General features: G+C 54.1%; 11 protein-coding genes. 1 reads left to right on the top strand and 10 read right to left on the bottom strand.

The genetic code is table 11. The features are described from left to right. Positions 1 to 14: 14 nt before the first annotated feature. The 10 genes from IT781_RS14810 to IT781_RS14765 all read right to left on the bottom strand — a co-directional run bounded on the left by IT781_RS14810 (position 15) and on the right by IT781_RS14765 (position 14,236). Positions 15 to 2,669 (bottom strand): MMPL family transporter, encoded by a 2,655-nt coding sequence (locus IT781_RS14810; protein WP_194970948.1) that lies wholly within the window; start codon positions 2,667 to 2,669, stop codon positions 15 to 17. 263 nt (positions 2,670 to 2,932) lie between these two features. Beyond that, positions 2,933 to 3,142: a twin-arginine translocase TatA/TatE family subunit gene (gene tatA / locus IT781_RS14805; protein WP_194970947.1), complete on the bottom strand. Its 210-nt coding sequence runs from the start codon at positions 3,140 to 3,142 to the stop codon at positions 2,933 to 2,935. 273 nt (positions 3,143 to 3,415) lie between these two features. Then, a complete protein-coding gene (locus IT781_RS14800) occupies positions 3,416 to 3,598 on the bottom strand; it encodes a hypothetical protein (protein WP_194970946.1) in 183 nt (60 codons plus the stop codon). Between the two features lie 20 nt (positions 3,599 to 3,618). Continuing rightward, positions 3,619 to 4,212: an electron transport complex protein RnfA gene (locus IT781_RS14795; protein WP_194970945.1), complete on the bottom strand. Its 594-nt coding sequence runs from the start codon at positions 4,210 to 4,212 to the stop codon at positions 3,619 to 3,621. Between the two features lie 43 nt (positions 4,213 to 4,255). Next, positions 4,256 to 4,933, bottom strand: a complete 678-nt coding sequence (gene rsxE, locus IT781_RS14790) for an electron transport complex subunit RsxE (protein WP_194970944.1) — start codon at positions 4,931 to 4,933, stop codon at positions 4,256 to 4,258. Positions 4,934 to 4,944: 11 nt separating this feature from the next. Beyond that, positions 4,945 to 5,646, bottom strand: coding sequence for an FMN-binding protein (locus IT781_RS14785; protein ID WP_194970943.1), 702 nt, complete (start codon positions 5,644 to 5,646; stop codon positions 4,945 to 4,947). Positions 5,647 to 5,648: 2 nt separating this feature from the next. Further along, positions 5,649 to 6,698 carry an RnfABCDGE type electron transport complex subunit D gene (locus IT781_RS14780; RefSeq protein WP_194970942.1) on the bottom strand — a complete coding sequence of 350 codons (1,050 nt, stop codon included), beginning with the start codon at positions 6,696 to 6,698 and terminating at the stop codon, positions 5,649 to 5,651. Further along, on the bottom strand, positions 6,691 to 8,052 hold the full coding sequence (rsxC, locus tag IT781_RS14775) for an electron transport complex subunit RsxC (protein ID WP_194970941.1): 1,362 nt from the start codon (positions 8,050 to 8,052) through the stop codon (positions 6,691 to 6,693). The genes IT781_RS14780 and rsxC overlap by 8 nt, the downstream gene beginning before the upstream one ends. A gap of 198 nt (positions 8,053 to 8,250) precedes the next feature. Continuing rightward, positions 8,251 to 13,257: a 2-oxoacid:acceptor oxidoreductase family protein gene (locus IT781_RS14770; RefSeq protein WP_194970940.1), complete on the bottom strand. Its 5,007-nt coding sequence runs from the start codon at positions 13,255 to 13,257 to the stop codon at positions 8,251 to 8,253. Positions 13,258 to 13,342: 85 nt separating this feature from the next. Then, on the bottom strand, positions 13,343 to 14,236 hold the full coding sequence (locus IT781_RS14765; protein WP_228779176.1) for a (Fe-S)-binding protein: 894 nt from the start codon (positions 14,234 to 14,236) through the stop codon (positions 13,343 to 13,345). A 243-nt stretch (positions 14,237 to 14,479) separates the two neighbouring features. Between IT781_RS14765 and IT781_RS14760 the strand changes: the two genes are divergently transcribed. Further along, positions 14,480 to 14,716, top strand: a complete 237-nt coding sequence (locus tag IT781_RS14760; protein WP_194970939.1) for an OadG family protein — start codon at positions 14,480 to 14,482, stop codon at positions 14,714 to 14,716. Positions 14,717 to 14,925: the final 209 nt, after the last annotated feature.

The raw sequence follows: 14,925 nt of genomic DNA, 5'->3' as shown, positions 1-14,925 counted from the left end.
AAGTCAGTATGCCGTTAAAGAATTGATTGACTGGATCGTTTCTTTAAAAGACGCGGCTTGAATCTGAGCATGCTGAATGCCGGCAGGACAACCAGCGCGCAAACCAGGGTCAGGAGCAGGCCCATGGCGAGCAGAATGCCCATCGAAGCCGTGCCTTGATGGGTCGTGAACGCCAAGCTGCCGAAGCTGAATATCGTGGTCAGGGTACCGAAGAAAACGCCCTGAGCCTCGCTGCCGCTGAGCATATTGCCGTCGTTTGATCGCAGGTAGTGTAGCCGGTGCGCCATGTGAATGCCGCTGTCTACGCCGAGACCGAACAACAGCGGCAAGGCAATGATGTTGGCGAAATTGAACGGCATATCGATCAGCACGGTCATGGCCGCCGTGAACAGGGATGCGAGCAGCAGCGGCAGCAGCACCAGCAAGGTATCCTTGACATTGCGCATGATAATGAGCAGCAGCAGGGCAATGACTCCGAAGGCAACGGCAAAAGCCTGCTGGAATGCACGGATGACTTCGTTCATGGATTCAAGATAGCTGACCGGCAGATCGGTGACATGCGGGTCGACTTGCTGCGCTTCCAGGATAAATTCGCGCATGTTTTCCAGGTCGTTCAGATCTTTTTTCGGGAAAGCCTGAATTCGGTAGATACCGTCTTTGCTGAGCCAGCGTTCGCTCAAATCCTTAGGCAGCGTTTCAAGCTTGATCGGGCTGGCCTGCAGGCTGGTTTGCAGGACTTGTATTGTCGACGGCAGCGAGTTCAGCATGCTGGCCTGAAGCTGGTTCAGCATCGCTTGGCGTGTTTCGGCATCGACCGATTGCAGTTTGGCGAGGAAGCGCTCCAGCGTAGCGTCCAGCTCGGCCATGACGCTGCTGTTGTCTGTTGCCAGGCGTTTTTTGAGTACTGCCTGGAATTTTTGCAGGGATTCGATTTGGGCATTTTCTTTGGATGGCTCGGGGAAATTATCGAGTACAGGGCCCACTATCAAGGCGAGTTCTTCTATCAAGGTCAGCTTGTCGTCCTGATCTTCGGGGATAAAGTCGAACAGCGTCACAGCCTTGTCTACCGTGCTCAGTTTTTCCAGGCGCGCTTCCTTGTTCTTTGCTTCAGCCTCAGAATTTGCCAGAGATGTTAGCGTCATCGGTGAAGTATCCTCGGATTGCAGCAGGTATTTAAAGGTTTTGACCGACTCGGTGTTCGGGTCGCGCAAATTGATCGGATTGAAATCCACTTTGACTTGCGTCAGCAATGCCACGGAGATCGCGGCTAAAATATAGGTAACCCAGCGGATCGGGCGTGCATAGACCAAAGGCCAGTTCGATGTCAGCTTGGAGTAGATCTGGTCGCTTTCTTCTATTTTCCGCACTTTGGGTGGCATGATTTTTATCAGCGCCGGCAGGACGGTAAAAGTCGTTGAAAGCGCTATGACCAGGCTGGTGCCGGCAATGATGCCCAGTTCCGATACCCCGAGATAATTGGTCGGAATAAAGGCGAACAGGCCGATCGCCGCCGTGAGCGTGCACAGGGCCAGCGAGCCGCCCGTGGATGTGAGCGTGTCGCGCAAGGCCTGACGCGGATTTTCGCCGCGCTGTCTCAGTTCTCGGTAGCGCAGGCAAAAATGCGAGGAATAAGCGTCGCCCATGCCGATAAACAGCACGCCGAAGGCGATCGAAATCATGTTCAAGTGGCCGACAGCGAGTGTAGCGAAGCCCAGGGATAGCACCAGACCCATGGTCAGCGTGAAAAAAGTCGCGAACATCAGTTTGAAGGAACGATAGGCGATCCAGAGCGTGATGCAGACCAAAAACATGGAGGCGATGCCTGCTATGGTAGTGCCCTCGGTAACCGTTTGCATTTCTTCATATTCCAGCACGACTTCTCCTGTCATGCGGACGCTGACATCGGCGGTATCGCCAGTCAGTGACGAGGCAATGACCTGATTGATGGCTGTCAGGCTTTTCTCGGCGGGCAGGTACTCCTGAAAATTCAAAATTGGCGTAGCGATGATGAAGCGTTTGGTAACACCTATTCCCGATGTTCGATCCATCATCAGTTGCTGCCAGGATAACTGATAGGGACGGCCATCTTGCGCCGCTTGCAAAGCTTCATTGGTCTTGCTGAAGACGGCATTCATATCGAGTTCGGTGTCATTGGACTCATCCAGCGCCTGCCCGAAGAGCTCGAATAATCCGTTCAGGCTATTGTCCTGCGACAGCTTGCCCATAAAAGGCTGGGCATTGGCGAGTTTCGTGGAGAGGTCCTGCAGTTCTTTCAGGCTCAGATAAAGCAGGCCGTTGCGGTCGAAAAACTCGCCTTCATCGGGAAGGTAAACGGATTTGATCTGGTCTTTTTGCTGGCGCAGGCCGGCGCTGATGCGCTTGACTGCGGCAGTGGTCTGCTCGGGCGTTTTGCCCTCAATAATCAGCAAGATAGTGTTGGCATCCTGAGGGAAGGCCTTTTCCAGACGCCTGCGATCCTGCTGGAACTGCAGATCGGGTGAAAGCATCTCGCCCGTGTTGGTATTGACTGTGAGGTTGTTCACCGTGTATTGGAGAACGAAACCACTGACGACCACGGAAAATAAGAGTAGCCACCAGGGCCTGTTAAGGATGTTTTCTTCCCACCAGAGAATAGTTTTGACCAGGAGGTTGTCGGTTGTTTTACTCATCGAACGCTTCAAGGATTGTGGTTGGGCTGGCTGTTTGCTGTTGTGCGCAAATTGTTTTTATTCTGCACGAAAAAGCCAGCCTGACGGAGTAGATTGATAAACTGACAAGTATAAACAACTATGGCTGAGCTGCAAAACCGCTTATCATTAAAAAAAGTAGGGATTTAATGTACAGGCGGCCTGTCAGTATTATTTTTCTGGATGTCGGCAACTACTGTAATCGAATGGGGAAGGTCAAGAACATGTAATCAAATAGGACACGGCTAGTTTCCTTCGCTTTTTTGGGAAGGTTTTTCATTGGCACTGTCTTTCTCTTCATCGCCCGCTGTGCCTTCTTCGCCTTCTTTAACAGCTGAACGAAAGTTTTTAATCGCGTCTCCTAAATCGGTGCCGAGCGTACGCAGACGTTTGGTGCCAAAAATAACGATGATGATGGCTAATACGATTAACAGTTTAGTAACGCTGATACCCATTTTTAACTCCAATAAGTTGTGTAAATGACTAGCATATTAGCTAGTTGAAATTTGCTTGGCAAAATGATTTCAAAAATATATTGAAAAACCCTTATATAGCACGGCTACGAGCAACGGAAGTCATTGATAAATTAGGCATCAGCTGGCATTTGAGCTCCAAGTATTTTAAGGACAAACTGGAAAGATTGGTTCAGAAAGAAGCAGCCTTGCAGTCAGCCTGGCAGAAGTGGTCAGCATGATCCAAACCGGACGGGGTTCTACAAAGAGCCGGGCCTATTCCTTGTTTTCGCAATGGTTAGCCTGGCAGCCGCAGCTTTTTCCGCAACCTAAGCCTTCTTCTTTGGCAGGACCGAATTCAGGGTATTTGGCGGCTATTTTTCTGGCGGCTTGTTGAACCAGAATCCAGCCAAGCATCAAGGAAAAGATAACGCCGAACGCAATTAAAAAGTTAATCATGGATATATCCTATTGATAGACTAGGTTGCACTGCCGCCCAAGCCTGCAAAGCCCATGAATGTCATGGACAGAATGCCGGCCAGCATCATGCTCAAACCGGCCGCCTGGGTAACGCTGGGCATGTTGGCCAGTTCCAGTTTTTCTCTCAATCCGGCCATTAGAATCAAGGCCAAGGCGAAACCTGCGCCAGCGCCGGCGCTGAAAGCCACCGATTGCAGAAAGCCATAGCCTCTGGCGGTCTGGATCAAAGCAACGCCCAATATCGCGCAGTTGGTCGTGATTAACGGCAGATAAATGCCCAATGCCCTGGATAATACCGGGCTGAATTTCTTTAGCGTCATCTCCACCAATTGTACCGCGGCCGCGATAATGGCGATATAGCTGATCAGGCGTAAGAATTCAAGCCCGTACTTGACCAGGATGACATTGATGCCATAGGCACAGATGGAACTGATCAGCATCACGAACGTGGTCGCTATACCCATGTTGATCGCGGTGTCACGTCTTGCCGATGTGCCTACGAAAGGACACAGGCCTAAAAACATCGCCAATACGAAGTTGTTGATTAAAAAAGCATTCAGGAATAAGTAGCCTAATGATTCTTCGGTTTGCATGACAGGTATCTCGGGTAATTAAAAGGCCAAAGTTTCAAGCCGATCAAGAATTATGCTTGACTGTGCAGTGCGTGGCGGCATCGCTGCTGATGATTTTTTTCGTTTGACGTTGTTCAATCCATTTGAACAGTATCAGCCAGCTGCCTAACACAATGAATCCACCGGGCGGCAAGATCATGACAACCCAGGGTTCAAAGTTGTCGCTGAACACTTGAAAGCCAAGCAGTTTGCCGGAGCCCAGCAGTTCCCTGACGCTGCCCAGGCAGGCCAGCGCAAAGGTAAAGCCCACGCCCATGCCGGCAGCGCTGACGACGGATTTGTTGAAAGAGTTTTTGGATGCATAGGCTTCGGCGCGGCCCAGAATCAGGCAGTTCACGACGATCAGCTGGATAAAGGCGCCCAAGGCGTTGTACATCTCCAGGCTGATGGCCTGAATCAGATAATCCACCAGCGTCACGAATGTGGCGATGATAATGATGTAAGTCGTGATGCGGATTTGCTTAGGGATAAAATGGCGCAGTCCCGAGACCAGGGCATTGGAACCGACCAGTACGAAAATAGTGGCCGCGCCCATGGCCAGCGCATTGGCCAGCGAGTTGGTGACGGCCAGGGTAGGGCACAACCCCAGCATCATGACGAAAATCGGGTTTTCCTTCCACAGCCCTGCGGTAAATATTTCCAGTGTCACCGGCGTTTCTTGTTTAGGGGCGGGCGTTGACATACATCACCTCTCTAGGGTTGGGTTGAGCGCTGGGCGTTTTCCAGCAGGTTTAAATTCTGGGCAATAGCAGGATGGAAGAACTGCCCGCTTTTATCGAGCATGCGCCCGACGGCATTGGATGTGATCGTGGCGCCAGCAATCGCGTCGATTTCCCAGGGATTCTTCTTGGTGCCGTGCCGTACCGTCTTAATAGCATGGGCCAGGGCCGATTGATCCTCGTTCACTTTGGCGTCCAGGCATTCGAAATTTTTCAGGAAACTTTCGTCGGTGGCGATCTTGTCGCCAAAGCCCGGCGTTTCGGTGCTTTTCAAGACGACGAAGTCCTTGATGCAACTGCTGTACGGATCATAGGCATAGAGGATCTTTACCGTATCCTGATAACCTTGCGCCGCTGCCGTCAAGGCGATGCCGACCAGTTTATGCTCGTTGTCGTAGCCGGCGTAAATCAGATCGCCCTCATTGGGCGTATCGTCCGGAACCAGCGTGAGCTGGTCATCCTCCAGGCGAAAAGTCAGGCGCGAGCTGGCGCTGGCCGGCAATACATTGTACAAGGCTGCTTCCAGCGCCACACGTTGATTGTCGGCGATCATGGGTTTTGTATATTCATAAACCATCGCCACCAGCAGGCCGGATATCAAAGCGACGGCACCCAGTTTCTGGATCAGTGACAGGCTGGAAGGCAGTTGCGGAATTTGCGGATCGGGATTGCTCATGCTTAGTCCTTATCTCTGCGGGCACCGAAAATACGCGGCTGAGTGAAAGATTCAATAATAGGTGTTGCGGCGTTGCCAAACAAAATGGCATACATGACCGCTTCGGTCAAGGCGCCGAACAGGCGGATGATGACCGTCATGAAACCGACCAAAAAACCGATAATGAAAATGCCCAGCGGCGTGACCGGCGATGACACCATGTCGGTGGTCATAAAAACGGCCGCAAACATCAAGCCTCCCGAGAATATCATGAAGCTGGCGCTTGGATATTGAGACGGATTCATCAGATGAAAAAATCCAGCCGTTATGAATGTGCCGAAAATGACGGCAGCGGTAATGCGCCAGTCGAGCATTTTCTTGTACACCAGATAAGCGCCGCAAAGCAGAATCAGCAAGGACGAAGGCTCGCCGGCCGAGCCTGCGACCGTGCCCAGAAACAAGTCCTTCGCATCGGTCATGACGCCTTGAAATTTCATTAGCGCCAAGGGTGTCGCGCCGGTGAAGCCGTCAATGGCAGTATTCAGCGTCCATTCGGCCGTAGGGTCAGCGGTCATGAACGGGAAGGCCAGCGTGGATGGAATGAATTCGCTGAAACGGTTCAGGGCAAAAGCCGGCGTCCAGGTCGTAATCGCGACCGGAAACGCGGCCTGGACGAATGCCCGCCCGACCAGGGCCGGATTGAAGACGTTGAATCCCAGCCCACCGAACAGGGCTTTGCCGAGCGCGATTGAGATGAAACCGCCGACTGCGCCCATCCATAACGGAAAGCCCGGAGGCAATGTCAAAGCCAGCAGCAAGCCTGTGATGACGGCGCTGAAGTCGCCGATGGTCGAGCGCTTCTCGGCCATGCGGCAGAAAAAGTGCTCGGCCCCGACAGCGGCCGCGGTTGTCACGATCATCGAGGTCAAGGCGCTGATGCCGAACTGGTAAACCGAATAGGCGCAGATCGGCAGCAAGGCATAAACCACATGACGCATGATTTCAGGGACGGTAGGCGCGCGCCGGATGTAAGGCGACGTGCGGATGTCAATTTTGGGTGATTTTTCAGCCATTGTTCAGGTGCCTTTCTCGATTCAGTACTTTGGCGATTCTAAAGTACTGCACTAAGGGAATATTGGACGGGCAGACATAACTGCAGCAGCCGCACTCGAAGCAATCATTGAGATGGTATTGCTCCTCCATGACATCATAGCGCCGTTTGGCCGCCAGTTGGCCCAGTTCGCACGGATTCAGATTGATCGGGCAGGCCTGCAGGCATTTGCCGCATTTGATGCACGGCAGAATGTCGTCATTTTTGGTAGCGCGCTCGTCGAGTACCAGGACTGTGCCGGTGCCTTTGGTAACCGGCGTATCGAGTGATGCGGCGGCCGTGCCCATCATCGGGCCGCCAAGTATCAGTTCCGCCTGATGGCCGGTAAAGTTCGCGTATTGCAGAATATAACGCAGCGGCGTGCCGATCGGTACGATGTAATTGCCGGGCTTTTCCAGGTCATCGCCGGTAATGGTGATGACGCGCTCGATAAGTCCTTGGCTGTGCGGCAGCAGGCGGCCGAGCTCGGCCAGTGTCGCGACGTTGAATACGGCAAGGCCGATGTCGGCCGGCAGGCCGCGGGACGGCACCTCGACGCCGAGCAGCGAATAGATCAGCATTTTCTCGGCGCCCTGCGGATATTTCGTCTCGACGGCCTCGATCGTGATAGTGCTATCCTGCGGCAGATGCGGCTTGATGGCGGCCAGAACATCGGGCTTGTTGTCTTCGACGCCGATAATGGCTTTGCCGGCGTCGACACATTTCATCGCGATCCGGATGCCTAGGATCAGATTCTTGACGTTTTCGAGCATGACGCGGTGATCGGTCGTCATAAACGGCTCGCACTCACAGCCGTTGACGATCACGGTATGCACTTTCTTGCCTTCCGGCACGGTCATCTTGAAATGCGTCGGGAAGCTGGCCCCGCCCAGGCCCACCATGCCGGTATCCTTGACGGCCTGGATCAGCTCTTCGCGGCTCATGGACTCAATGTCGCGCTCTTCGCTCCGAATCGGAATTTGCGACGAGCTGGGCTGCGTGTCGATGATGATGCAGTCTTTTTTGGCGCCGGACGGCGTCGGCATGAGCTCGATGCCTTTCACGGTGCCCGTGACCGGCGCATGCAGCGGCACGGACAGCGGGCCGTCAGCAACAGCAATCACCTCGCCGCGCTCCACCTGCTGGCCTTTGTGCACGACGGCGATAGAGGGTTTGCCGATGCTTTGCGACAAAGGCACGATGACCTGCGGCGCGAAAGGCAGCCGGCGGGTCGGTTTGGCACTGGTCTGTTCTTTATATTCGGCCGGGTGTATGCCTTTGGGAAAGGTTTTTCTGCTAGAGACGGTTTTTCTGCCGAACAGCTTTAGTAAACTCATAGTCCTAACTAGTATAAAAATCACAACGGGGCTAAGGAATTTGCCCGTTCATAAACCACGAAGAGCCCGAAGGATAAGTCTTGCACAATATGGCTGCTGTGCAGGCTTTCCTTCGGGCTCCAGGCAACTGCATCTGCAGTCATTCGTAAGATTTACTGTTTAATCCATCTTAGGTTTAAGCCTTAAAGATAGAGCATCTTATTGAAACTTCTCCGCACGTTTGATGAGCTTCTCAAGATTAGGCTCATCCGGATTCCAGGGCGTGCCGGGATGAATGATCACGGCCGTGCATTTTTCAGCGGCTTTTACGATCTGCTCGTAAGTGCCGGCTGTCGGATTGACGACAATGGCTTTTTTCTCGGTATTATACTGGAAGATGGCCGGCGCAATGTCGACACATTCATCACAGGTTGTGCAGTTGGGCGTTTCAATCCAGACCGATTCATGCCCGCCCGCAGCGGCTTTAGGAGCCGGCGCAGCTGTTGCCGCAGCAGACGCCGCTGGGGCAGGTGCGGGAGCGGCCTCTGCAGGAGTTGCCACTACTGGCGCTGGCGCGGCCATTATAGCTGACGGAGTCAACAGGCTGGCTAAAGCACTGGCGTCGCCGCCGCCCACCATGTTCACCAGGTTGGCGGCAATGCTGGAAGCCATTTCCGCTTTGGCTTGATCGGCGATCGCTTTCAGGTCTATGGTCGGCCGGTTAGCGCCGACGATACCCTTCAGAGTACGCCAGAAGTCGCGCCGCTCAATCGTCGACAGGACGATTTCAGGATCGACGACCACGCGCACCAGCGTATTGGTGTCCGGATGCACAGCATAAATGAAAGGGATATAGTCGGCCTTATCCTCTCTGGGCAGATCAATAAACTCGACCAGCGGCATCATGTCATCGTTCCACTGGGACGGCGGCACGAACTTGAAGTGCTTGCGGAAGCGGCCTTCCGTCAATGCCCAGTCGGCGAACGTCATGGGTACGTCCAGGGTTTCTTCAAGACCGTACTCATCGACGAACTTCAGCGTGTAAGTCGTCCAGTCCTTGTCAATGTCCGGATTGCCCTGGATGGACGTGCATTCCTCCCAGGTATTGCCCAGGCGCGGGTCGAAAGTCAGCAGCGGATAAGCGCGCGATTCAACGGCCAGGCGGCTTTGCATTTCCGAGGCATCATCGGCCACGCCATGTTCAGGCTGGCAGACGGCATAGATGTTGAATACGGCGGGGCCGCGGAAATTCAAGCCATCGATGTAACCTTCCAGTAGGTGGTTGACATGCGAGATGGCGCCCTGCATGACGTAGGAAGTCCGGTGCGCCATCGCGAGCAGGCTCATTTCCTTGCGCAGCTCGAACTTGCCTTTCGTTTCCTGGCCGTAAGGCGCCATGTCCGATATCTGGCCGATAAAGCCGGACGTGCAGGCCTGGCCGCCGGTATTGGAATAAACCTGTGTATCCAGGATCAGCACCTTGATCGGCAGGCCCGAAATCAGGCAGCGCGACAGATTCTGGAAGCCGATGTCGTACATGGCGCCGTCGCCGCCGACGCAGACCACGGGCGGGCACATCAGGTATTCCTGCTCGGAGAACTGGCGCCAGTCGAAATACTTGAAGAATCTGTCGTGTTCATCCTTGTCGTATTTGCCGGCCAGTTCCAGTTCCGCCATGCGGATGGCCTTGAAGCCTTCCGTCATCTTGAGCATGTGGCCTTCAAAGACGCCCATCGCCAGGGACGGCGCATCCTGGAATAGGTGGTTGGCCCATGGGAACGGGTAGGGGTTGAACGGAAAGGTCGAGCCCCAGACCGACGTACAGCCCGTGCTGTTGGTGATGCCCATTTCCACGCGGCCGTTGCCGGTAGGTCCTTCCAGATACAGCCATTTCAGGTGTTTCAGTTTGGCTGAAATCTGCGACGCCCATTTCAGCCAAGCCGCATCGATAGGCCTGGACGGCTTGCCGGCATCCAGCGCACTGCTGAGCTTGGCCAGGGTCAGGTCAACGTTTTTATTGGCTTCAATCGCGGCCTCGATGGCTTCGATGTCATTGATGTCGAGCGACTCCGCCAGCTTCAGGCGGATATGCTTCTCCATGCCCACAATCAGCGCGTCGATCCTGGCGAGCTGTTTCTTGACGCGTGGCTGCATCAGTGCCGTTACGGCGCCTGTGAACAGGTGGATGATGGTTTTCTCGCCGCAACCTAAGCACGCGCTGTCGCCGCAGTTCATCGAACTGTAGATTTTCTTGTCCAGCAGCATGCTGGTCAGGGCGCCGACCTTCTCATCGATATCGTCGATACGATTGTATTTCGGATTCGATGTCGGCAGGTCAATCCAGTAATCCCAGTCCTCGCGCAAGGTCTTGATGCTGTCGACGGTCTGCGGCGTCACTTCCAGCGCATTGTCGTTACAGACCTTGACGCATTCCATGCAGCCCTTGCAGGCCATCGGGTTGATGGTGATCGAAAACAGACCGCCGTTATTGGGCGTGCGTTTGTTGATCGCGTCGTGGTAAGGCTTGGTCAGCGCGAATTTGAACGAGCCCATGGCGTCTTTGAACCACTGGAATTCCATCGAGACTTCATCGCGCTCGGCTTCCGGATATTCGGCAATCGTGTCGCCTATGGCTTTGTTGAAGACCGGGCCCAACGTCGTGCCTTCCGAGCGGGTAGCGGCAAGCGCATGGTATTTTTTCTCGACGGTGCGGATCGCGCGGCGCAGGTGCTTGACCGTTTTGCCGGTTTTTTCGATGCGCTTGATGTTGGTTTCGAAGACCTCATTGACCGTATTGACCAGGCCCGGAATGGCGCTGTCAGGGCAAACAGTGTAGCAGTCGCCGCAAGCGGTGCAGTTCTCGGGAATCCAGGTCGGATGCTCGAAACGGATCTGCGTCATGTCGCGGTAGATGCCCGTCGCCGCCGGCACGATACTCAGCGCCATGAACGGGTCGGTCAGGTTTTCACTGCCGCGGCCGTTGATATAGTTGCTGCCGGTCTGCTCGAAGAAGCGATGGATATCGGAGAGCGCATCGTCGTTGGCAGGTTTGCGCAACAACGTTAACGGCGCTGTGGCTTCTTTTTTCTCGGCCCAGGGCGCGACATCGCCCACAACCATGGCACCGACATCGATTTCATGAGTTTCAAGGAAGCCGCGTTTAACGGTTCTGAAGTTGTCCTCGACGACCTGTTTACCCTTGCTGCCGAATTTGGTGTTGAGGGTGTCGTAAATTGCCTGCAGGATCTCGTCCTTGCTTTTGCTCAGGTTGGCAGCCAGCGGTGCCGCTTCGAAGAAAGCTCCCTGGAAGGCAATGCCCTGCATGCGGAATTGCAGGTCGGGATCTTTGGCTTCCTCACGCGCGATCTTAAAGGCATCTATATAAGCAACCTTGATTTTCTTGTCGGCAATATAGCGCTGAGAGGCTTTCGGAAACGAGCGCCAGACCTCTTCGGGTGAAGACAGGCTGCTCTGGATGATAAACACACCGTTTTCCTTCAGGCCGGCCAATGGATTCGAATGCGTGAAGACGTTCGGATCGGGCGAAATGACCACGTCCACGAACGCATATTCACAGGCCAGACGGATTTTTTCCGGCGCGGCCGACAGATAGTACGTGGTCGGTTGGCCTTTTTTCTCGGAGCCGTATTTGGGGTTGGCCTTGATCTCATAGTCGAGCAGGTCGAACAAGGTCATGGCCAGGTTTTTACCGGTCGTGATCGCACCCCAGCCACCGACTGAATGCATGCGCACGGTAATCGCGCCTTCCGGCATCAGATTCGGGTTTTCAGAGCCGGTCAGCGCCAGATCGCGGATACGTGGGTACGCATCGATGACGGCTTGTTGCTGAATTTCCTGTTTGGGCGAGTAAGCCTGATCGCGGACGAACTGGATGCCCAGGTAAAAGAATTTCTGATGCTTGCCATCCGGCAACATGTTTTCAACGGCCGCAATGATGCCTTCCGGCTGCAAATCGCGGCTACCTAAGCCAAATGAAGCTGAATATAGCGGCGATGAATCGGTGTCTTTCTTATAAGTGGCGTACCCAGGGAAAGGCAGTTCGCTGGACGTGCCATTTTCTATGGCCTTGGCCATGGCCGTGCGGATTTCGCGGATTAACGGCAAATCCTCGGCCATGGGCTGGTCGGTTCTTTCCATGACCGTGATGCCTTTGCGGCCTCTGACCACGTGCGAGATCAGATCGCCAGGGAACGGGCGGAATAGGGTCATGTTGACGACACCGACCTTGATGCCGCGTTTTTCGCGCAGGTAATCGGCCGTGACTTCGGCGGTATGGATCACGCTGCCTTGCGCGATGATCAAGTAATCGGCATCATCACAGCGGTATTCACCAATACGGCGATAGCGGCGGCCGGTCAGTTCGTACCACTCGTCCATGCACTCATCGGCAAATACGCTGACGTGATCGAAGAAGTAGGGGCGCTGGCCGGCGACAGCCTGCATGTAGCTGTCCTGGTTTTGCACCACGCCCGACATCATTGGTTTGTCGACCGTCCAGAGCTCGGGAATGCGTCGGCGGGTCGGGCCGTAAATGATTCGCTGTGCCGGCGTCGGCGTGTTAATGATGTCGTCGGGGCGGCCCAGATATTCTTCGATCAGCTCTCTTTCCGGTACGTTCAGCGCTTCGATCAGATGCGTCGTCAAAAAGCCGTCCTGCGCCACAACGATGGGGTTCAGCGAAAGCTCGGCGATTTTCCGACCGATGATGTTCAGGTCAGCCGCTTCCTGATTGTCCTTGGCGAACACCTGAATGAAGCCGGTATCATCGATGCAATGGTAATCGTCATGGCCGCAGTGCACGTTCAGTGTAGATTTGGTGATCGCACGGCAAGCCATGTTCAGGACATAAGGCAGTCTTTTGCCTACCGCAGCATACAGGGATTCATGCATGTAGGCGGCGCCTTGGGATGAGGTGAAGTTGGTGGCTCTGAGCCCGGTCATCGACATGCCGGCCGTGACACCGGCCGCGGCGTGCTCGCCTTCAGGTTCGACAAAAATCAACGGTCTGTCGGAAATATTCAAATAGCCATTGGCCATTTCCACGGCCCAGCCTTCGCCCATATCGGTCGAAGGCGTAATAGGATAAGCGCCGGCAGCATCGCTGGATTCGCGCTCGACCATGATGACGGCCTGGCTGCCGTCCATGGCCATGCGTATGCCAGGATATTTAAACGTTTTGTTTTCTTTTTTGCCGAAAAAAGCCATTCAAGGTTCCTCTAGTAAAAACGTACAAAAGCCGGCTTGTCCGGTTCAAGCGTTTTGTAGAATTAAATAATGTGAAAAAATTCGGTTAGCCCAAAGGCAGTGATTCCGTGCGCAGAACCTTTTTCTTCGATTCTTTGCCGTGGCTGGAACGGGTCGTGCCCAATTTGCTGTCTATCCAAACGATGGCCCCAGTCGGGCAGCGTTCTATAGGCGTTCGGTCTACCGTGAAATCTGCGTATTTCGCATAATCGATAACGGCCAGATTGTTTTTGATTTCGATCAGACCTTTAGGCGCATCGACGGCGCATTTTCCGCAGGCCGTGCAGGCGACTTCGCATTCGTGCTGCGCTTCATCGCCTTCATCGAGGCTTTTGCAGGCAACGAACAATTGATGGCTGACCGGTTGCAGGGAGAATAAATCCTTGGGGCAGACGACGACGCAGTCGTTACAGGCGGTGCATTTATCTTCAATGACGATAGGCAGCCCATGCTCGTCCATATATATAGCGTCAAAATCGCAGACATCGGCGCAATCGCCCAGGCCCAGGCAGCCCCAGTTGCAACCTTTGCCGCCGCCGGCAATCACCGAGGCGGCCTGGCAGGATTTCAATCCCTGATATTCGGCGCGTTTGTAAGCGACATGGGTTCCGCCGGCGCAAGCCAGGCGCGCGACGACTTTTTCCTGACTGCCTACGTCAACGCCCATGTAATCGGCGATCAATTGATTGGCTTCAGGCGTGTTGACGGTGCAGCCGGAAGGGCTTCGAACGCCGGCGACAACCGCTTCGGCGAAGGGGCGGCAGCCGGGAACGCCGCAAGCACCACACTGAGCTTGCGGGAGCATCTCATCTACGGCGTCAATTCGGGGATCTTCATAGACAAATAATTTTTTACTTGCGATAGCCAGAATTGCTGCCAGAACCACACCAAGCGCGATCATAAACAGGGCAGCAGTCCCAATACTAGCTAGTGATAACATTAATTACCGACTCTTAAAATACAAATGCAGACCTTCAGCAGTTTTCATAGCAATAAAACTGCCAGCTTAGAGACCGCTACTTTACACGAAAATTCACTATTTAGGAAAAGTATGATTGATGATTATTATAAGTTAATGCTGATGCTAATCCAAAAAAATCATCAATTTAGTTATCTGAGTTTGTTTAGAGTATGAGTTTTATGGATAATGGGCGGATAATTTTAAACAGCAAGGTTTAACACTATGACAGAACTGATGATGAGCGGGATAGAGTTAATGATGGTCGGTATGGGCCTCGTTTTCCTGTTTCTGGCCATGCTTGTGCTGGCCATGAATCTGATGTCGGCACTGGTGCAGCGCTATTTTCCGGATGCGCCGCCGGCTGCCAGTCCAGTCCGGCCAGCGGCTGGCGCCGGTACTGAGGCTAGCGTGATCGCCGCGATCAGTGCGGCTGTGCATCAGTACCGATCCCGGCATTAATGATTTCGGTGTCCGGCATGCTGCCGGATGATATGTGCGTAGGCCTGCGCCGTGGGGGACAGGCTGCGCGCTCCACATTCCCATCAACTAAAACCGACCCCAAAGGTCCGCGAATTGAACCCCAAAAGGTTAAAGCATGGCACAAAACAACAATCCTAAGCCGTTAGGCATCACCGAAGTCGTCCTGCGCGACGCCCACCAATCGCTGC

Source organism: Methylobacter sp. BlB1 (assembly GCF_015476545.1).
In the GTDB taxonomy this organism is placed as follows: domain Bacteria; phylum Pseudomonadota; class Gammaproteobacteria; order Methylococcales; family Methylomonadaceae; genus Methylobacter.
This window is presented reverse-complemented; position numbering and strand designations above follow the sequence as displayed.